The organism is Paenibacillus sp. P4_E11 (genome assembly GCF_056401635.1).
Window position 1 is genome coordinate 127,749 of record NZ_JBFUIX010000004.1, and the last position, 18,706, is coordinate 146,454.

General features: G+C 52.0%; 16 protein-coding genes. 5 read left to right on the plus strand and 11 right to left on the minus strand.

The features are described from left to right. Positions 1-394: 394 nt before the first annotated feature. Positions 395-781, minus strand: a complete 387-nt coding sequence (locus AC1DWB_RS03305; RefSeq protein WP_477539598.1) for a VOC family protein — start codon at positions 779-781, stop codon at positions 395-397. Between the two features lie 75 nt (positions 782-856). Further along, a complete protein-coding gene (locus tag AC1DWB_RS03310) occupies positions 857-1,792 on the minus strand; it encodes a nucleoside hydrolase (protein WP_477539599.1) in 936 nt (311 codons plus the stop codon). A 223-nt stretch (positions 1,793-2,015) separates the two neighbouring features. Between AC1DWB_RS03310 and AC1DWB_RS03315 the strand changes: the two genes are divergently transcribed. Further along, entirely contained in the window at positions 2,016-2,762 is a 747-nt protein-coding gene (locus AC1DWB_RS03315; protein ID WP_477539600.1) for a helix-turn-helix domain-containing protein, read from the plus strand. A 70-nt stretch (positions 2,763-2,832) separates the two neighbouring features. On the opposite strand, the gene AC1DWB_RS03320 is transcribed toward AC1DWB_RS03315, so the two are convergent. Continuing rightward, positions 2,833-3,369 carry an OsmC family protein gene (locus AC1DWB_RS03320; RefSeq protein ID WP_477539601.1) on the minus strand — a complete coding sequence of 179 codons (537 nt, stop codon included), beginning with the start codon at positions 3,367-3,369 and terminating at the stop codon, positions 2,833-2,835. A 345-nt stretch (positions 3,370-3,714) separates the two neighbouring features. Next, a complete protein-coding gene (locus AC1DWB_RS03325) occupies positions 3,715-4,770 on the minus strand; it encodes a LacI family DNA-binding transcriptional regulator (RefSeq protein WP_477539602.1) in 1,056 nt (351 codons plus the stop codon). Between the two features lie 211 nt (positions 4,771-4,981). Between AC1DWB_RS03325 and AC1DWB_RS03330 the strand changes: the two genes are divergently transcribed. Next, on the plus strand, positions 4,982-6,253 hold the full coding sequence (locus tag AC1DWB_RS03330) for an ABC transporter substrate-binding protein (protein ID WP_477539603.1): 1,272 nt from the start codon (positions 4,982-4,984) through the stop codon (positions 6,251-6,253). Between the two features lie 231 nt (positions 6,254-6,484). Here the strand turns inward: AC1DWB_RS03330 and AC1DWB_RS03335 are convergent, their stop codons facing one another. The 7 genes from AC1DWB_RS03335 to AC1DWB_RS03365 form a co-directional block, all read right to left on the minus strand. Next, positions 6,485-6,967 (minus strand): OsmC family protein, encoded by a 483-nt coding sequence (locus AC1DWB_RS03335; protein ID WP_477539604.1) that lies wholly within the window; start codon positions 6,965-6,967, stop codon positions 6,485-6,487. A 21-nt stretch (positions 6,968-6,988) separates the two neighbouring features. Next, positions 6,989-8,626, minus strand: a complete 1,638-nt coding sequence (locus tag AC1DWB_RS03340; RefSeq protein WP_477539605.1) for an ABC transporter substrate-binding protein — start codon at positions 8,624-8,626, stop codon at positions 6,989-6,991. 35 nt (positions 8,627-8,661) lie between these two features. Next, positions 8,662-9,528 (minus strand): oligopeptide ABC transporter permease, encoded by an 867-nt coding sequence (gene opp4C / locus AC1DWB_RS03345; RefSeq protein WP_477539606.1) that lies wholly within the window; start codon positions 9,526-9,528, stop codon positions 8,662-8,664. Between the two features lie 16 nt (positions 9,529-9,544). Then, on the minus strand, positions 9,545-10,495 hold the full coding sequence (locus AC1DWB_RS03350; protein ID WP_477539607.1) for an ABC transporter permease: 951 nt from the start codon (positions 10,493-10,495) through the stop codon (positions 9,545-9,547). 33 nt (positions 10,496-10,528) lie between these two features. After that, a complete protein-coding gene (locus tag AC1DWB_RS03355) occupies positions 10,529-11,515 on the minus strand; it encodes an ABC transporter ATP-binding protein (protein ID WP_477539644.1) in 987 nt (328 codons plus the stop codon). After that, on the minus strand, positions 11,499-12,494 hold the full coding sequence (locus AC1DWB_RS03360) for an ABC transporter ATP-binding protein (RefSeq protein ID WP_477539608.1): 996 nt from the start codon (positions 12,492-12,494) through the stop codon (positions 11,499-11,501). Before AC1DWB_RS03360 ends, AC1DWB_RS03355 begins: the two co-directional genes overlap by 17 nt. Positions 12,495-12,692: 198 nt before the next feature. Beyond that, positions 12,693-14,162: a DUF4077 domain-containing protein gene (locus tag AC1DWB_RS03365; protein ID WP_477539609.1), complete on the minus strand. Its 1,470-nt coding sequence runs from the start codon at positions 14,160-14,162 to the stop codon at positions 12,693-12,695. 229 nt (positions 14,163-14,391) lie between these two features. Here AC1DWB_RS03365 and AC1DWB_RS03370 point away from each other — a divergent pair, with 229 nt between their 5' ends. The 3 genes from AC1DWB_RS03370 to AC1DWB_RS03380 all read left to right on the plus strand — a co-directional run bounded on the left by AC1DWB_RS03370 (position 14,392) and on the right by AC1DWB_RS03380 (position 18,661). After that, positions 14,392-15,615, plus strand: a complete 1,224-nt coding sequence (locus tag AC1DWB_RS03370) for a BNR-4 repeat-containing protein (protein ID WP_477539610.1) — start codon at positions 14,392-14,394, stop codon at positions 15,613-15,615. 612 nt (positions 15,616-16,227) lie between these two features. Continuing rightward, the gene (locus AC1DWB_RS03375) at positions 16,228-18,207 is read left to right on the plus strand and encodes an alpha-amylase family protein (RefSeq protein ID WP_477539611.1); all 1,980 of its coding nucleotides are present in this window, start codon (positions 16,228-16,230) and stop codon (positions 18,205-18,207) included. Continuing rightward, complete coding sequence (locus tag AC1DWB_RS03380; RefSeq protein WP_477539612.1) at positions 18,188-18,661, plus strand: hypothetical protein; 474 nt, start codon at positions 18,188-18,190, stop codon at positions 18,659-18,661. The genes AC1DWB_RS03375 and AC1DWB_RS03380 overlap by 20 nt, the downstream gene beginning before the upstream one ends. Positions 18,662-18,706: the final 45 nt, after the last annotated feature.

Here is an 18,706-nt window from a genome sequence, read left to right on the forward strand (position 1 = left end):
AGAAACTACTGTTTCGATCAAAAATGATGCACTTTCGCAGGATTTACTAGTTTAGAGGTCATCAGTAGAGTAGATAAAGTGAATTTCATCGGAGGCGCGCGTTCTCTTTTCAGGGCTTTACCTTTCGATCTCTCCACCAATTGCCTGTCAGCTATATGGCGACTTGGCTCTTACCTCGGCCGGACTCGCACCGGCTGGTTGTGCCTAGCTTGGCTAGGCGCGATGTAAGAAAAACCCGACCGGATGTTTACACTGGCCAGGTTTTTTGGCGTTTGTGTTATGTTATGCGTGTGGGGAGGTCAGGCGGATGGGTTCCACTCCGCGTCAGGCTTGAACGGCTGTAGCCCAGTATTTAAGGCTGTTGCACAACAGCAGGATATAAACCTTCTTCAGCTTAACAGCTGATCATCCATAACACGCCGTATTTATCTTCCAGTTCGCCGTACTTGCCACCCCAGAAAGCCGGCTCAAGCGGAACTATCACTTTGCCGCCTGCCGCAAGGTTATCGAACGCTTCCCGGCCTTCGGCTCCAGATTGGAACTCCAGATTCAGGCTGAAGCCGTTCCCGCGTGTGAGGGGGACGAGGGAATCGGCCATGAAGAGGGTTACCCCTCCTGCAGTCAGGCACATGTGCATGACTTTGTCTTGGATCGCATCATTCGGCTCCGGAGCCTGTCCAAACGTCATGACGGACTGGATCTCCCCACCAAGCGCTCCGATATAGAACTCCGCTTGAGCTCTGGAATCCTCCGAAAAAAGGAAAGGTTTAAGTGTTGCCATCCTTTATCATCCCTCCATCTAGTTTTGGGTGTGTTCGTTCGTCCCCATTATAGCATTCTGAAAAGGTGGGATTTCTTACGGATTGCTGTGTTTGGAGTTTATACTCTGCAGCCGCCTAAATAAATCACGGAATACCGGATCTCGGTGGATGTGGCGTACATAACGAATGAGATGACGAGACGGGGCGAAGCTCCAACGAGAATCATCCGAAACAATAGGGCTCGCCACCAGCACGCTGGGCGTCCAACTCTCTTCGAGCAAGTAAGCAATGGTCGAGATGTCCCATATCACCCGGGAGTAACCAAAATGATCCTTGTTACATTCGAGGAAGGTCTTATACAGATAGTCTCCGAATGGACCATGTCCCTTGACATAATCCCGGACCTCCGACAGTGTCGTCAGCAGGTTGGAGGCTGCACCCATGCAAGGAATAAGTACCAAAGGGACACCGCTGTCCAGTATCACCCTTGCCCCATGGATATCTTGACTAAGGTTAAATTCCTTCGTATCGGGCCAATGCAGAGCGTGGCCTCCGAGCCAGACGACGACTATTTTCTCAATAATACGGGGTTCCATCAAGATGGCTGAGGCCACATTCGTAATCGCACCAATTGCAACTACGTATAACGGATCTTCGTCCGTGGAAGCCATAGCACGCTCTACGAGGTTACGGGCCGCTTCGCTTTCAACGGGTGTATGAGCATCAGGCAGGTACTCTTCGGATCCCTTATAGGCAGGGATATCCGTACGATCCAACAGGGTTTGGATTCTCTTTAACTCGTCGTAGCTCTTTTCCATGCCGTCCTTCGGCCCTGTCGAAAGTTCATTAAAGAAGGGGGCCGCATAGAAGGCTTCTACCTTAAGTCGTTCTGGCGCAAGCAGCGCATAAGCTACTGCGAATTGATCATCGATTTCGTTGAAAGTATCCGTGTCCAGGACCATATGAATAAGCCCCGTCGGCGGCTTCAATCGTTTGACGCGTTGCTCATCGGTTAGCTTAGGGTAATGCATTAAACCACTCCTTCAGAAAGATGTTGTTGGCCAAAGGACTTAGCGGAGCTACTTGCGCCCTTGTCGCTTGATTTATTATCATTTGGCTATAGCTAAGTTTTCTTTATAAAGTTCACATTGAAATTGTAGCCTTTTTCAAGGTATATTTTTATCATTATTCGGTCTACTTTTTATACGATTTGGATATAGTTGAGCTCAGCTAGGAAGGAAGTGAAGGATCTGTATGCAAGGACAGTTGGAGTTCCTCTTACGAGCTACCCGGACGAAGCATTCCTACATAGCGCTCCATACACATCAATGTTATGAATTGGTGTATTATATCAGCGGGAACGGCACTACTCGTTTGGGAGATGTAGTGTATCGTTACCAGCCTGGTATGTTTACGATTATCCGCCCTTACACGCCGCATGATGAGAAGCGTGACACGGATACAGATGTGCTGTTCATCGGATTTCAGATGCAAGCAGGGACAGTTCAACTGCGGGAGGGCTTACATGTGGATCATACGGAGGGACAGATTCTATCTTTACTGGAACGATTGAAGGAGGAACTGCAGTATAAAAAGGCTTTCTATGCGGCCAAATTAAATCTTCTTGTCGGCGAGATGCTAATCGAACTGTTACGGAACGACGACTATACATTCTCGGATTCATCCGCCGACAAGATGATCTATGCACGGAATTACATCGATGAGAATCTCAGCCAGAAGATCAGCGTCGAAGCGCTGGCCGACCTTGTAGGCTACAGCTACGACAGGTTCCGCCACTTGTTCAAGGAAACCTACAACCTCTCACCTATTAACTATCTAATGTCCAAGCGGTTGGAACAGGCGAAGCGGCTTTTGACCCAGACTAACATGTCCATATCGGCTGTGGCTCAGGAGAGCGGGTTCTTTAACGATGCTCAGTTCTGTACACTGTTTAAGAAAGCAAACGGGATTACGCCGCGCAAATACAGGGGAAGAGAATGAGGAGTTAAATAACAGGGAGCCTCCATTTCCACCTTATTGGTGGTTCAGGAGACTCCCCTACTTCCATGCTTTACTTCTTGCTTGGCGTCAGCACTAGTTGACCTTCAATCTTCTGCGGATTGATTAGCAGGTTCAAGATCGGGCAAGCCTTCTCGACTGCCGCAAGCAGAGCCTGGATCGTCTCTTCCGACTCAGGAGAGGTGACGAACAGCGTGTAGGCAATGTTCTGCGGAGCGACCGGGATATGCTCATAGCCTTGGCGGCCGGCCATCGGATGAATCTCTCCCGTAACCTTCACTTCCAAGGCATCCAGCACAACTTGTCGGTCGGCCGCCTGAATTAATGTAATATGGGTCACGCAGCTGCCCAACACGCCGAGCTGGGTTTCGGGCGAGCTGGGCCCCAACTCATGTCCGGCGTAATCGTCCGGGCTGTCGGTAATAATCTGGAAGTCGCGGATTCGAATCTCGCGTACACCACTGCGGCCTGCGGCGCGCACGGTCGCGGTCATCTTATTCGGATGCAAATCCGGCGTGTTCTCGAATCTCGATATTCTGGCCAGAAGCGCATTACGTTTATCGATCAAATAATCACTCAATTTAGACACGGTGACTCCACTCCCATCGCTTGTAGTTGGACCTGCTCACAATTTGCGCTAATATATATTATTCATATAAGATTAGTTGGTTTTTAGATTAATCGATCCGATACTATCTGTCAACAAACATTTTATTACATTAACATCCATTCCCCACAATGTCTCTCCAACGTAAAAAGATCGAATTAGCCGCCCCTCAAAGGACCCAAAAGGTCACCCGAGGGACGGGGCCGACCGTTTGATACACGGTGCTGTCCCTAGAAATCCCCCCACCGCACCGGGATATACGTTTCCGGCATATTCCGGCTTCACCCCATAAGTACTCCCGCCGCCACCATGCATGTAAAAGCCGTGCTAGTGCGGCCGTGCTCCCGCATTGTTAACGGCAGTAGTTCTGCCAATATACAGTTCCCCTTGAATACGGATATGCTCATACGGAAGAGCGGAGTTAGCGATACGCCACAGCATGCGGTCGGCGGCTCTGTAGCCGGTTTCGCGAATAGGGAGAATCGGCATCGTAAAGGGAGGCAGCGAATCCGGCTGTTCATTGAGCAGACCGATCAGGGAAATATCCTCCGGGATGCTCAGCCCAAGTTCCGAGCAAAGCTGATATACTGCGGGCACCTCGCCGTCGATTCCGCAGATGATCGCGGTGGGGGCATAGCGGACGAGCTTCTCCCCCAGCTCTTCCAGCCAATTGAGGTTGGCGAACCGATCGCTGATCGAGTGGGCGGATGGGTCCACTTGGGTGCGGAATTCGTTCATCGCGTGCAAAAACGCCTGCCAGCGTAAAATATATCCCCTTTGGTGATGGGTATCCCCTACATACATAATTTTTGTATGACCGATCGACCGCAGGTAGGCGACGGCCTGGAACGTCGCTTCGTATATGTCCCAGATGACGCTGTCCACTTTCGTTCCAAGCGGAGGATAGCTTAGCAAAATTTTCGGCACCGGCAGCTGAAGCAGCTTAGGCTCCCACTCTATTGGATATATGCTGGGGGCGATGAACAACCCGTCGGCAAACTCCAGTCCGTTGAGCTCGATCCATTCCGCCATGACCTTCTCCTTGATCGTGTAAGGCAGCATTAGGAGCTCGATATGATGGCCGAGCGAAGCGAACCGTTCGTGCAAGCCTTGCAGCAATAGATTGTAAAAGTTGACGGATTGCGTCGTTTGGAGGAGCAGGAATCGTTTCCGTTCAAGAGGATAGGGAATAATGTGGTCCGCCCGCAAGCTGAGGATCTGCTCTTTCGTGAAATAGCCCAGCCGTTCCGCGGTCTTGACGATCAACTGCCGGGTCATCTCGGACATTCCCGGCTTTCCCTTCAAAGCTTTGGAGACGGTTTGGACAGTTAATCCGAGCTCTGCCGCGATCGTACGGAGCGTTACTTGCTTGATGACCGGCATGAATGCACCTCCGTTAGTATAGTTCGTATATGCATCGTAACACGTTGTTGCGGCGGAAGAAAGCGCTGTATCCTTCGGAAATCGTTGTATTGTAAGGGTTTTTAATTAAACTAAAATGAAACTGGAAGCGCTCCGGCAGACACTTATAATGAGTAACAGATGTAACATGCATCTTGTGCTCGCAGCAAATTAGATAAGGGAGTGTCCTGGTATGATAGTAAAATGGGGAAAAGCCGCCGTTTGCTTATTGGTGGGCTTGGTAGTTGTAAGCGGTTGCGGAAAGTCCGGGGAGAAGGTGGGCGGAACGCAGACGGCGGCGGCCAAGCCGGTAACGATTACGCTCTACAATGCTCAGCCCGGGGGTGTAGACTTTGAGAAGATGGGGGTCCTTAAAGCCGTTCAACAAAAATATCCCCATATTACGCTTAAAGAGATTAAGAAAGAGAAAGGGATGGATTATTCGGATTTGATCGCCAGCAAAACCGAAATCGACATCATTTACGAATCGACCAGCTTTACGGTAAGTTCGATCAAAAAGTTCGGCTTGCAAACCGATCTGCAGGAAATGATCAAGCTCCATAACTTCAAGCTGAATGTATTCGAGCCGAACGCGCTTGCCCATGCCATGTCGACAAACAGCGAAGCGAAGCTGTACGGGCTTCCGTTCACGATGAACCGGTATGCGCTCTATTACAACAAAAACTTGTTCGACCGGTTCGGTGTGGCATACCCGAGGGACGGCATGTCCTGGGACGAAGTTTACGAGCTCGCGAGAAGAATGACGAGGGTCGACTCAGGTACGACTTATTATGGGTTTACCGCTACCCCCAACAATATTTTGCTTAATAATCAGCTTTCCCTTAGCCCTCTTGATCTGAAGGAAGACAAAGCGGCGATGAACACGGACGGTTGGAAGTTGCTGTTCGATAATGTGAGGCGGTTCGGGGAAATTCCGAATAATGCTTTCATACCCACGACGGACGCCGTCAAAGGCAACGTCGCGATGTTGCTCGACCCAGGAGCAATCAGTCAAGCAACAGCCGGTCTCGACTGGGATCTCGTCTCCGTGCCGGAATTGCCGCAAAAACCGAAAACCGGCTTCAAGCCGGCCTCACTTTCCCTGTTTCTCTCTTCCATTTCGGAGCATAAGGATGAGGCGTTCAAAGTGATGGCCTACCTCGTTTCCGACGAGTATCAGACCGAGCTCACCAAACAAGCGGTCGGCACGCCTCTGGTCAACCCGGAGGTAAGAAAATCGTTCGGACAAGACTTGCCGCAGTGGAAAGGCAAGAACGTTAATGCGCTTTACTATTATCCGGACGCGCCTGCATTGCCCGCTCGGTTGGAAAGCTTGACGAATATACCTGTCAATTTCTCCAAGCTGTTCACGCTCAAGAGCGATTCGAACACGATTTTGCGCGATTTCGACGAGGAGCTCAATAAATCAATACAGACCGAGAAGATGAAGTCTCAGCCGAAATAACGATCCGCTTCAGACGGATAAGAAAGCGCTTAACTTGATCTCGAATGGTCGGGATACCCAGGGGACGGAATTTTCCGTCCCCTTTGGGAATGTCCTTCTTTCTTGCCCTCGAACACGAAACGTCCTTTCCCGTCGGCTAGTTATGCCTATCTCGGCTAGGAGCGCTGTGAAAAAAAGCCCCCACGAGGTGGAGGCAATGGATTCAATGACGCCAGCATCACTTGGCTTGGTTTATAGTTGGACCTGCTCATCGTCTTCTTCCTCTGGCTCGCTCGATGGCTGCAATTCACTGCCGTTTAGCACCACATGAGGGATAATGACAGCCTTGAGCGAAGCGGCTACCGGGCAATATTGCTCCTGCTCCAGTCGAATCGCCCGCCAAATCCGGGAGGGAACGATGTCGCCCGTGATCGTGAAGGTGAGATGCACCTCTGTGATCGCATGCGGAACCTCGTCCGAGCGGATGGCTTCTGCATCGATGTTCAGGCTTTCCACCGTTTGGCGCATTTTGTCCAGGAGCTTGTTGACGCCCATCCCCATGCAGCCTACAAGTCCGATGATGACCAATTCAAGCGGGCTGTTGCCCGTCCCTTCTCCACCATTCTGTACATTGGAATCCAGCAGGATCGGGTATCCGCTTGGACCTTTTGTTTGGAACCGCCGGTTGCCCAGCCATTCTGCCGTCACTTGCATCGTTCTCTTCGTTGTTGTCATGTCAGTTGCACCCCTCTTGTCTTATTTAACATCCCACTCGTTCACGTCGTAGGTCGTACCGAACAAGCGTGGCTCGCCCTTGATCACCCGGGTGTTCGTAGCAACGAGTGCCGGATTGTAATACAACGTGATGAACGGCAAATCTTGTTGGGCAATCACTTGCACTTGGTCGTAAATTTCTTTGCGCTTCTTCTCGTCGGCTTCTGCTTTGCCTTGCTCCAGCAACTTGTCGATCTCCGGATTGGAGTAAGCTGGCGAATTGCTCAGACCTTTACTGTGATAATAAGCTGACGTATCAGGGTCTATGTTCATGGAGATCCCGGTCAAGAGCAAGTCGAACTCTTGCTTCTGCGCTTTCTGGCTCGTCGTGGCGAAATCGTACTTGCTGATCTTCACTTTCACGCCGACTGCCTTCAAGTTCTCCGCAATAATCTGCGCGGATTGCTCCCGAATCTGATTGCCGGTTGGCACGACGAAATCCAGCTCCTTGTTGAAATCCCAACCTGCTTCCTTCAGCAAGCTCTTCGCTTTCTCCGGATCGTAGGCGAGTGGCTTGACGTTCTTGTTCTGGTAAGAGCTTAAGCCTGGGTAAGGTCCGTCGAATATTTCGGCATCACCCTTCATAAGGTTGTCCACGATCAGCTTGCGGTTGGTCGCGTAACCCAGTGCTTGGCGAACTTTCGGATCCTTGATCGTCTTCGTATTGAACTGCATCGTTTGAATCCCGATCTGCGGTTCCAGCTTCGTCTTCAAGTTCGTATTCTTCTTGATCGTGTCATAGTCTGGATCAGGCAAATTCCCGATTCCCAGGCCATAGTTCATGTCGATCTCACCGCTTTGCAATTGGGCCACGAGGTTCGCACTCGGCATGATTTTCACGAATACGCTCGTCAGCTTCGGCGCTCCCCGATAATAGTCCTTGTTCGCCGCTACTTCCACATACTGATCCTTCTCATACTTGACGAACTTGAACGCACCGTTGGATACATTTGGATTTTGCATGAACGGATGTTTGGCCAAGTCTTCCGGCTTCACGTCCTTCAGGATGTGCTTCGGCAGCGGCTTGAACTTCAGTCCGAACTGCTCTTTCACAATGTTAGGGTCTACTTGGCTCTTGGCCTTCAACTCGAACGTCTGGGCATCAATAATTTTCAATCCGGAAATTTCGGTCTTGCCTTCTGGCAGCTTACCGTTCGCATCGACCCCTTCAAAGAAAGCAAGCGAGGAGCCCAGGCTGGATTCTACCTTCGGATTGACAATTAGCAGCAGGGTGAAAGCGACATCTTCTGTCGTAACCGGCTTACCGTCGGTCCACTTGGCCTTGGCATTCAGCTTGATTGTGAACGTCTGCTTGTCCTTCGTTTCGAACGATTCTGCCAAGTGCGGCAGGAACTCAAGCGGTTTAATCCGGCTAATGAGTGGATCGAAGATGAGCGATCCGATCTCGGAGGAAGACAAGTCTTTTGAGCTGAGCAGCGGGTTGAACGTTTGTGGCGAGTTGAATACGCCCAGATTGACTGATTTTGGCTTGCCGCTATTTGTAGATGCAGGTGAGCCCCCGTCTGCTGGCTTCGTTGTGTCTCCTGTTGAAGAGCACGCCGTTAACACCAGAGCGAACAATAGCACGAGCATCGATGATAAGTAAGTTAGTCTTTTCATTGAATAAATCCCCCATTCTTGATTATGATTGCAGGTTAATGCACACTTCTGGGATCGACTGTATCGCGAATCCCGTCTCCAATGAAATTAATCGAAAGCACAGCCAGTACGATCATCAGTCCCGGCGGCACCCACAGCCAATACTTCGTGGCGAGCGTCGTCAGACTCTGCGCCTCGGTCAGCATATTGCCCCAGCTCGCTATCGGCGGCTGGACGCCCAGTCCGAGAAAGCTGAGCGAAGCTTCCGTTAATACTGCCGTAGCCACACCAAAGGTCGCTTTGACGAGAATCGGAGCCATCGCATTAACCAGAATATGGCCGGTGATCAGCCTCGTTGTTGGCAAGCCCAGTGCAATTCCGGCCTTCACATAATCCATCTGCTTAATCGACAAGACGCTGCCTCGTACAAGCCTGGCTACAGATGGCCACCCCATGAATCCCAGTACGAGGACGACGTTGATCAAGCTCGGTCCGAACACGCTCACCAGCACGAGAATGACGAGCAGCGTCGGGAACGACATCGTCACGTCAACTACGCGCATCACGAGCAAGTCGACCCATCCGCCGAAGTATCCGGCCACTACGCCCACTACGATGCCAATCATCATGTAGATGAAGACGGCACCGATGCCGACCGCCAAGGATACACGGGCGGCGTATAACAACCGACTCCACACATCGCGGCCGATCTGGTCGGTACCGAGCCAGTGCTCGGCGGATGGCGCCGCCTGGAATATCGGGAACAATTGATACGGATCATGAGGTGAGATCCATGGTGCGAGTATTGCGACGACGACCAGGATCAGCATGAAGATAAGTCCTGCGACCGCCAGACGATGCCTTCGGAATCGAGACCATCCTGATGGACGTTCCGCTTCGATCGGTTCAGCACTCTGTTGCATATCGTGCGCCTCCTTCCTATCGATACCGAATGCGCGGGTCGGCAAATGAGTAGAGTATGTCCGTAATCAGATTAATCGTGAGCACGAGTACGGCGGCGCACAGATTCACAGCCATTAAGACTGGATAATCGCGGGACAAGATCGCCTGCATCGTCAGTTGCCCCATTCCCGGCCACTGGAACATCTTCTCCGTGATGACGGAACCCCCGATCAGAATGGAGACATCCAAGCCAACAACAGTAATAACCGGAATCAGCGCATTACGGAATCCGTGCTTCGCGACTACGAAGAAAGGCTTCACTCCCTTGGCATAGGCGGTCCGCAAGTAATCTTGCCCCAATACTTCCAGCATGCTAGCCCGCACATAGCGGATCATTTGCCCAGCTACACCAGTAGCAAGCACGACAGCAGGCAAGATCAGATGCTGCAGCAGATCGCCGATTCCACCACTGCCGCCAAGTGTCTTCATCCCACCTGAGGGCAGCAGCTTCCAGTGCAAGGAGAACAAGTAAATCGCAACGAGACCGAGAAAAAAGTTAGGGAGCGAGATGCCCAGGAACGAGATGCTGGTCACGGAATAGTCCAGCTTCGAGTACGGCCTTATGGCGCTCAACATCCCTACGGGGATGGCGATCACATAAGCGATCAGGATCGCCGCTCCCATGAGCAGCAAAGTCGGTCCAATGCGGCTCATAATAACATGAGCAACCGGCTCATATGTGCTGAACGAATACCCGAAGTTTCCTTTCAGCATGTTGCCCAGCCAGTACCCGTACTGCACCCAGAGCGGTTCATTCAGGCCCAACTGCTCTTTCTTCAAGGCGATATCCGCAGCAGTCGTATAAGGATCGATGTACATGTCTACCGGATCGCCGGGTGCCAAGCGGATGATGAAGAAATTCAGAATCGTAATCCCGAACAACACAGGAATCGCGACAAGAACTCGGCGCACCAAATATGTGATCATTCGGAATCTCCTCCTTGTATCGTCGGTTGATAGTTATGACAACGGATAATGGCACGCCACGACATGGTGTGGATCTCCTGTCAGATCAGGCTCGAGAGCACGGCACTTGTCTTGAACGAACGGACACCTTGTGCTGAACCGGCAGCCCGCCGGAGGATTCGCAGGATTCGGCACCTCGCCCTCCAGCACGACCCGTTCCACGTCCCTGAGCTTTGGGTCCGGTACTGGATACGCATCGAGCAGTGCCTTCGTATAGGGATGCTTGGGTGAGTGGAACAACGTCTCTGTCTCGGCGATCTCCACGATCTTCCCTAGATACATCACGGCGACACGATCACTGATGTACCGTACAGCGCCTAGCCCGTGCGCTATGAACAGGTAGGAATACTGGAATTGCTTCTGAAGATCCTTAAGCAGATTAAGAATTTGTGACTGAATCGATGCATCTAATGCCGAGACGGGCTCGTCGCATACGATAAGTCTGGGATTCAGCGAGATGGCCCTCGCTACGCCGATTCGTTGCCGCTGCCCGCCCGAGAACTCGTGCGGGAACCGATGCTTGTGCGCACGGGATAGGCCAACAAGCTCGAGTAATTCGTCGACCCTTCCGTCCACCTTCGCCTTGTCCATCCCGTGTACGAGCAAGGGCTCCGCCAATAGACTGCCGATCCGCTGCCGTGGATTCAAGGAGGAATACGGGTCTTGGAATATGATCTGCAGCTCGGTCCGCATCTTCCTCATCCGGGCTGTGGAGTATGATGAGATATTGTGATCACCGAACACGATTGTTCCCGAGGTTGCCTCTTCCAGCTTGACAATAAGCTTGCCTGTCGTCGATTTGCCGCATCCAGATTCTCCGACTAAACCCAGTGTTTCACCCGGAAATATAGTCAAAGAAACACCATCAACCGCCTTAACAACCCCCGCCGTTCTTGAAAACAGTCCTTTCTTGATCGGATAATGCTTCTTCAGATTGTCCACTTGCAGCAGCGGTGTCCTCGATTCATTTCGTTGCCCCATCATGTTCGCCTCCCTGTGCGACCCAGCATCTGACTTGATGAGCGCTCCCGTCTATCGGCACTAGCTTCGGCTGCTCGGTTCGACATTCATCTGTCACCCATGGACATCGATTATGGAACCGACAGCCCTTGGGCATCGTAGTAAGCGACGGTACAGTTCCTGGAATGGCGAATAATCGCTGATCCGGATCGTGATCCAGACGTGGAATGCTCTCCATCAAGCCCTTCGTGTAAGGATGGCTCGGCCGTTCGAACAACGTATGCACATCCGCTTCTTCCACCACTTGCCCCGCGTACATGACGAGCACTCGGTCTGCCATCTCTGCCACAATGCCCAAGTCATGTGTGATGAGCAGCATCGCCAGTCCGTTCTCACTTCGGGTCTTCTTCAATAGATTCAGAATTTGAGCTTGTATCGTTACGTCGAGTGCTGTCGTAGGCTCATCAGCAATGAGCAGCTGTGGCTGGCACGCCATCGCAATCGCGATCATGACCCGCTGCCTCATCCCACCGGACAAGGCATGCGGATATTCATGCATGACCGATTCGGGACGCGAGATGCCGACTTTCTTGAGCATTTCTATCGCATGTAGCCACGCCTTCTTCTTGCTCCACTTCAGGTGCAAGCGAACACCCTCAATGAGCTGGTTGCCCACCGTGAACACGGGATTCAAGGAAGTCATTGGCTCCTGGAACACAATCGAGATGTCCTTGCCTCTCATTTGACGAATTTGATTGGGGCTTGCTGTTAACAAGTTGCGGCCATCGAACTCGATCGTGCCACTCTTAACCCAGCCGGTCTTGCCCAGCAAGCTCATGATTGAGAGCGCCGTCACGCTCTTCCCGCTTCCAGACTCGCCGACCAACGCTACCGTCTCTCCTTGCTTAATGCTGAAGCTTACGTCCTCGACCGAGGTCACTTCCCCGGAATCCGTTCGAAATACAGTTTGCAAATGGTCTACTCGCAACAGCGGTTCCATCGGTTGTCCACTCCCGCCGGGATGAATATTCATATTAATATAATTATTCATATAAGATTAGTTGGTATTCAGATTAATCGATACCTAGTGGACTGTCAACAGGTATTTTGTTACATTAACTTTCTTATATTGGGGCTTTTACTAAACAAAAAAACCTGACCGAAGATTTCCAGTCAGGTCCATCGCATTCGGCTCACCCTATACAGTCTTCTCCCTTAATTCCTTCGCCGTCCTATCGACTTCTCGCACGCCATCCACGATGCCGCTAATGCGGCGATCCTGATTCTCCATGCCCGCGAGAATCTGCTCCACCGTCGCCATGTTCTGCTCCGTCAGCATAGAGATCGACCCCATCTCAGCCGAGATGGACTGTGATGATTCCCGCAGCCGGTTGGCCGAATCTGCGGCTTCGCCGGAGCGGCTCGCCAGCTCGACAGTGTTGTCGACCATTTCGCGAAGCGATTGCTCCATCGCCACGGAGGCTTCTTGGCCGGCCGTGACCGACTGCTGCCCAGCCAATACACGGTCCGTGACATGAGCCGTCTTGCTGGAGATTCCCTCCAGGATGCCGTCAATCTCTTCCGTGAACCGCTTCGCGTTCTCTGCAAGCTTGCGGATCTCGGAGGACACGACCGCGAAGCCCCTTCCATGCTCACCAGCGCGTGAAGCTTCAATAGCAGCATTCAATGCCAGCAAGTTAGTCTGATTCGTTATCTCATTAATCGTGTTGGCTAGTTCACCGATCTGGCGGTTTTGTTCGTTCAATTCCTGCATCAAGACAACCGTCGTATCCATGATCCCCTTAACCTGGGTCATCTGTTCGCCCAGTAAGTCTGCCTGCTCCATGCTGGAATTCGTCAGTAACGCATTCGAGCTTGATAGCTCCCGAAGCTTGGCCGTCGAATCAACGATAGACACCGTCCCATCATTCAGCACCCGTACGGATACACTTGCCGCGGCCAAGCTCACATTCACCTGCTCCGTGCTGCCCGCAACTTCAGTGAACGCGGCTGTCATCTCCCTGGAGATGACGCCAACGGAATCCGCATTTTCCCGCAGTCCGGTGCTTGAGCGATCAAGCGATTCGGCAGTCAAGCTGACGATATGCAGCGTACTCTCCGTCCGTTCTTGCGCTGACAGTACTTGCTGATAACCAACTTGTGCGTCCCGCCGCAGCCGTTCCCCGAACACTCCCGAAGCGGTAAGCGCACCGGTAATAAGGACGACGAACAAATTGAATGTAATAATGCTTGCATCGTTGAAAGCCACGAACAGTGTTTCCCGATCGACCACGAAGAAATAGTTCGTGAACAAGAGCGCGAACAACCCCGATAGCAGAATCGGCCGGTAGTTGTTGTACAACGTAGTGACAGCCAAGCTATAGTAAATGAGCAGGTATGTAGCGAAGCTATCGGTCGTGGAGATCATGAGGAATGAGATAATAGCAAGCGATAAGGTCAGGATATACTTCATCCCGTTCGCCAGCCATCGCTTCCAGGAGAGTACCGTCACCAGAATCGCAATGATTCCGCCAACGATCACCAGTATGAGCGTACTGGTCTGTGTGGCGTCCGTGGAGAGATTAGTAGCGATGCCGAGCAACAAGGAGAACCATAGAATGTACACCAATAACCGATTTCTTTTATACAAAACTTGCAATTGTTCCATACCTATTCTTCCTTTCTATTATCGAATCCTGTCGATTATCATACCATGGTTTGGAAAATAAAGTCACGTCAAGTCACGTCAAGTCACGTCAAGTCGCGTCAACAATACGTAAACCCGGTTTTGATTGACTTCTCAGCCTATAGTTAATGGTGTAAACTGTATGGACTAGGGTGACTGGTAAGAAGTAGATGACAACCACTAGATATAGTACAAGAGGGAGAGTCATATTATGCGAGGCGACAATTATCAAGATTTTACAGAAGACGGGGCCTGGTGCTTCTTCGCTGATCCAAGGGCGGTCCAGTTCACAGGCGTACACAACCGGACATACGTAGGCTGGCTGACCGGGCGGGGGGACGTACGGATCGGAGCATACGATCATAGCAACGGCACCCTCACCTCCGTGCTGATCAAGCCGAGTCTACAGCAGGACGACCACGCCAACCCGTCCCTCTACTTTCCTGCTGACGGCCGCGCCACGATCTTTTATTCGGCGCACAATGGGACGACCATGTACTATCGCACAATGGAGGTCGCCGAAGATATCACTTCCTTCGGTCCCGAACAGCAGATCCCGGACAATACGAGCGGGTTGCATGGGTATACGTACCCGAATCCGGTCCATGTGGGCAACGAGCAGCAGCTCTACCTATTCTGGCGGGGCGGTAATTTCAAGCCGAACTTCTGCGTCAGACCAGATGGCGACGGGGGAGACTGGTCCAGCCCGCGAACCTTGATTCTCGGCGACGGAGCTCGCCCTTACATCAAGTATGCCGGCAACCGCGAAGACACCATCTGGTTCGCTTTCACCGACGGCCATCCGAATATTGAGCCGAATAACAGTATATATTGCGCTTGCATCCGAGACGGTGCCGTATCCCATGCCGATGGAACGTTTGTCACGGCCGTCTCCGACCTGCCTATGGCTCCACGCGATGCGGATGTTGTATTCGATGGAACCGTGCATAACACGAAAGCCTGGATCTGGGATATCGCCATCGACGCGCAAGGTCATCCAGCAATCGTATATGCCGTGTTCCAATCCGATACCGATCACCGTTACTGGTACAGTTATTGGAATGGGGAATCGTGGGACAGCCACGAGATCACAGCTGGCGGCGCCTGGTTCCCTCAGACGGAAGAGGGAGTTGTCGAGCGGGAGCCGTTTTACTCCGGCGGCCTCATTCTCGATCACGCCGATCCGCGCCACGTCTACCTTTCCCGTCCGGTGAACGGCATCTTCGAAATTGAGCATTGGCACACGGTCGATCACGGACGCACCTGGACATCGGACGCCATAACCGCCGGATCGTCGCGCAACAATGTGAGGCCTGTGCTGGCCCATGGCAAGGACGGCGGCGAAACTGTGTTGCTGTGGATGCATGGCGACTACGTGCATTTCACCCGCTATGAGACCGCGCTGAAGATGAAAGTGGTTGGGGGCGGGCGGTAGTAGAGGCTGTCGATCCATTGTTGATTGACGGCCGTTCCAAGTGAAAAAGGACCCCTACGCTATACCCCACAAAGTGAAGTTAAGCTTCGGAGCATTTTCCGAGTACTTTGCGGGGACCCCGGGTGCTCAAACATCTTGTTTGAACCTCCTCGGATTGTATAAGGGATTTCGCGTGTCCACAATGAATCGACAGCCTCTAGTAAGGGGTTAAGATAGGAATAATAACCTGACCGGAATTCATCGGTCAGGTTATTGGCCATCTGTTTCAAGTAACAGGAAATCATCCTGTTACTTAGGGTAATTTCTCCGGTTTTATCGAATTAACAGGATTTCCTCCTGTTAATTTCCTTGGTTTCCCCTCCAACTGGGCAAAACCAAGAAATTAGATGGAGAAATTCCAGTTAAATGTAATTTCACTACCTTTTCTTACAAATTAACGGGAGCTTTTCCCGTTAGGCCGTCTTGCGCATTTGGTATCGACTGCCGCACTCAAACAACTAGCCAGCCATCAAACATTCCTTCATTGACGGTACATAGCGGATGTGGTAGATTAGCTTCGAAAACGGTTACACATCCTAAAATCCGGTTCCATGAAAAGGTGAACTTATGGACATGTACAGGTGTGAGAACAAGGGCGGCGTCTTCACGTTCGATGCTTCCGCCCAGGCTTGGTCCTTCATCACAAGTCAGCAACGGACTGCAATCGAGCAGATGGACGTGGTTATGGAACTTAACGGCGTCCCGAGCTCATGCTTCAGCAACATCACTTCGGTTCAGGAAAATCTCGCCTTACAGGATGAACACGGCACTTGCACACAAATTACCGTGAACGGCCAGTTCAAATCCCCAGCTGTAGCAACAGAAGTCGTGTTCCGCGTCTATGCGGAGTCAGCCTTCATGACCGTATCCCTATCGATTCACAATCACGGAGAAGCCCCAGTTGTACTGGGCAAATGCAAGCTTATGTGCAGCAGCATATCGGATTCAGCGAATTCAGCAAATTCAGCGGATTCGGCGTCCTCGATTACGCTAGGCGAGCACCCGGCCGATACGAGAGTGCTCTGTCAATCGGCTTGGGTGATCGATAATGCCGTGCGGATGATCAGCTCCGACGCAGGCCACCACAAGAGTAAAACCGTAGGGTTGCTCTACAATCCCGAAGCAGGAGTCGCCCTCAACTGCAGCTTCCTTACATTCGACCGAGCCGATACCGAGATTCACTATCAATACGAACCGGACAAGGGTCGAATAGCAGTTGAGGCCTTCTGCAACTTTGACGACTATGAGCTTGTGCCAGGACAGCGGATAGAGTCGGAAACGGCCTATGTGGAGGTTAGCGACAATCCATTTGCAAGTCTGGAGCAGTGGGCACAGCGAGTAAGCGAGCATTACAAGCCCAAATTCGCGGCACGTCCTTCTCTCGGTTGGGTTGGAGGATGGACGTGGCGAGACGGCTTCTCCCAGGAAACGTATGAGGAGATCGTGCTAGAGAATGCGGCTGCCATTCAATACAAGCTCGGCGGATTCGGCATTCGCAACATCTGGACAAGCATCGGTAATCTCAAGGACATGCTTCCCGGCAACTGGAACGAAGAGAATCGCGAAGCGTTTCCCGACGGGTGGGAGTGGCTGATCGGCAAGCTGGAGCAGTACGGGCAGAAGCTTGGCTTCTGGATTGCACCGTTCTGGATTCCCCACAAGCTGTCTGACCTGTTCGAGGCGCATAAGGATAACTTGCTGAAAAAGGATGGCGAGTATTTGTTCAACAATTACCGCTCCCCCTACGGCAAATCCGGCACCCTGCCCAAGGAAGAGCGCGTCGGCTTCTACAGCCTCGATGGCAGCCACCCCAAGTCGCAGCAGTTTCTGAAGCAGGTGTTCGAGTACTACAACAAGATTGGGATCCGTTTCTTCATGATCGACTTCCTGTATGCCGGGTCGGGGTCCACACCAGGCCACTTCCCATATAACGAATACTACGATCGCTCGAAAATCAAAGGCCCCGAGGTTTACCGGGAAGCTCTGAAAGTAATCCGTGAGGCTGCAGGGGAAGACACTTACCTGCTCTCCTCCACAGGAACAACTTTCCAAAATGTAGGTTACGTAGATGCTGTGCGGGTCGGGCCAGACATCGGTGAAGGCCGGCCCCTGATCGAGACGATGGCGGAATACCCGGCAACTTACACGATTCATGGCTGGAAGCTGATCAGTCTCGTGGCCGCGTCCATGGCTTACACGTATTTCACCGACCGGAAGCTCTACTATAACGACGGCTTCAATGTATTAACCGTCGACAAACCGATTCCGTTAGAGGAAGCCCAGGCAACCGTCAGCATGTTCGGCTTGTCCGCCGGGCCCGTCATGCTGGGTGATGACATAGCCACCATTAGCGATGAGCGCCTTGCGCTAGTCAAGAAATGTCTGCCCCCCCTACTCGGAGATGGCCAAGCCTGTAGACCTGTTCACGTCCGTAGCGCCAGACTTCCCGAAGATATTCAACTTGCGCGTGAAGAAAGCTTGGGAGGACTGGAATGTCGTAGGTCTCTTATATGCCGGGGATTCCATGATGAGCATGGAACTGTCGTTCCGTGACCTCGGTCTGGAAGTGGATGTGCCCTACACCGTATTCGACTTCTGGAGCGAGAAGTATGTGGGCGAGATGACCGGTAGGGTGAAGGTCGAGGTTCCCGCATACAGCATCAAAGTGCTGCGTATCAGCCGGGCCATGCCTCATCCGTGGCTGCTCTCAACCGATATGCACATCACCCAAGGTGGCGTGGAGATCGAACGGCTGGAATGGCATGCGGACAAAGGCTACCTCAAGGGAGTCTGCACCCGTCCTGTCGGCGAAACCGGCAACTTGTACCTGAGGTTACCGCCAGGCTGGAAGCCAGTCAGTTACGATGGACTTAACGTGGCGAAAATTCGCGCAGACAACATCGTAATCGCGATGAAACGTCTAGCCTTTAACGTGGAAACGGTGACATGGCGCATTGACTTCGAACGGACTGCAGAGTTTGCAGCGGGGAATTATGCGGGATTGTAAGAGTACGATGGATATTCGTACACGCGAGTTTATCTACTACTATGA

Coding starts and splice junctions, on each gene's coding strand:
- AC1DWB_RS03305 (WP_477539598.1), bottom strand. CDS start 781: ATGGCAACACTTAAACCTTTCCTTTTTTCGGAGGATTCCAGAGCTCAA.
- AC1DWB_RS03310 (WP_477539599.1), bottom strand. CDS start 1,792: ATGCATTACCCTAAGCTAACCGATGAGCAACGCGTCAAACGATTGAAG.
- AC1DWB_RS03315 (WP_477539600.1), top strand. CDS start 2,016: ATGCAAGGACAGTTGGAGTTCCTCTTACGAGCTACCCGGACGAAGCAT.
- AC1DWB_RS03325 (WP_477539602.1), bottom strand. CDS start 4,770: ATGCCGGTCATCAAGCAAGTAACGCTCCGTACGATCGCGGCAGAGCTC.
- AC1DWB_RS03330 (WP_477539603.1), top strand. CDS start 4,982: ATGATAGTAAAATGGGGAAAAGCCGCCGTTTGCTTATTGGTGGGCTTG.
- AC1DWB_RS03335 (WP_477539604.1), bottom strand. CDS start 6,967: ATGACAACAACGAAGAGAACGATGCAAGTGACGGCAGAATGGCTGGGC.
- AC1DWB_RS03340 (WP_477539605.1), bottom strand. CDS start 8,626: ATGAAAAGACTAACTTACTTATCATCGATGCTCGTGCTATTGTTCGCT.
- opp4C (WP_477539606.1), bottom strand. CDS start 9,528: ATGCAACAGAGTGCTGAACCGATCGAAGCGGAACGTCCATCAGGATGG.
- AC1DWB_RS03350 (WP_477539607.1), bottom strand. CDS start 10,495: ATGATCACATATTTGGTGCGCCGAGTTCTTGTCGCGATTCCTGTGTTG.
- AC1DWB_RS03355 (WP_477539644.1), bottom strand. CDS start 11,515: ATGGGGCAACGAAATGAATCGAGGACACCGCTGCTGCAAGTGGACAAT.
- AC1DWB_RS03360 (WP_477539608.1), bottom strand. CDS start 12,494: ATGGAACCGCTGTTGCGAGTAGACCATTTGCAAACTGTATTTCGAACG.
- AC1DWB_RS03365 (WP_477539609.1), bottom strand. CDS start 14,162: ATGGAACAATTGCAAGTTTTGTATAAAAGAAATCGGTTATTGGTGTAC.
- AC1DWB_RS03370 (WP_477539610.1), top strand. CDS start 14,392: ATGCGAGGCGACAATTATCAAGATTTTACAGAAGACGGGGCCTGGTGC.
- AC1DWB_RS03375 (WP_477539611.1), top strand. CDS start 16,228: ATGTACAGGTGTGAGAACAAGGGCGGCGTCTTCACGTTCGATGCTTCC.
- AC1DWB_RS03380 (WP_477539612.1), top strand. CDS start 18,188: ATGGAACTGTCGTTCCGTGACCTCGGTCTGGAAGTGGATGTGCCCTAC.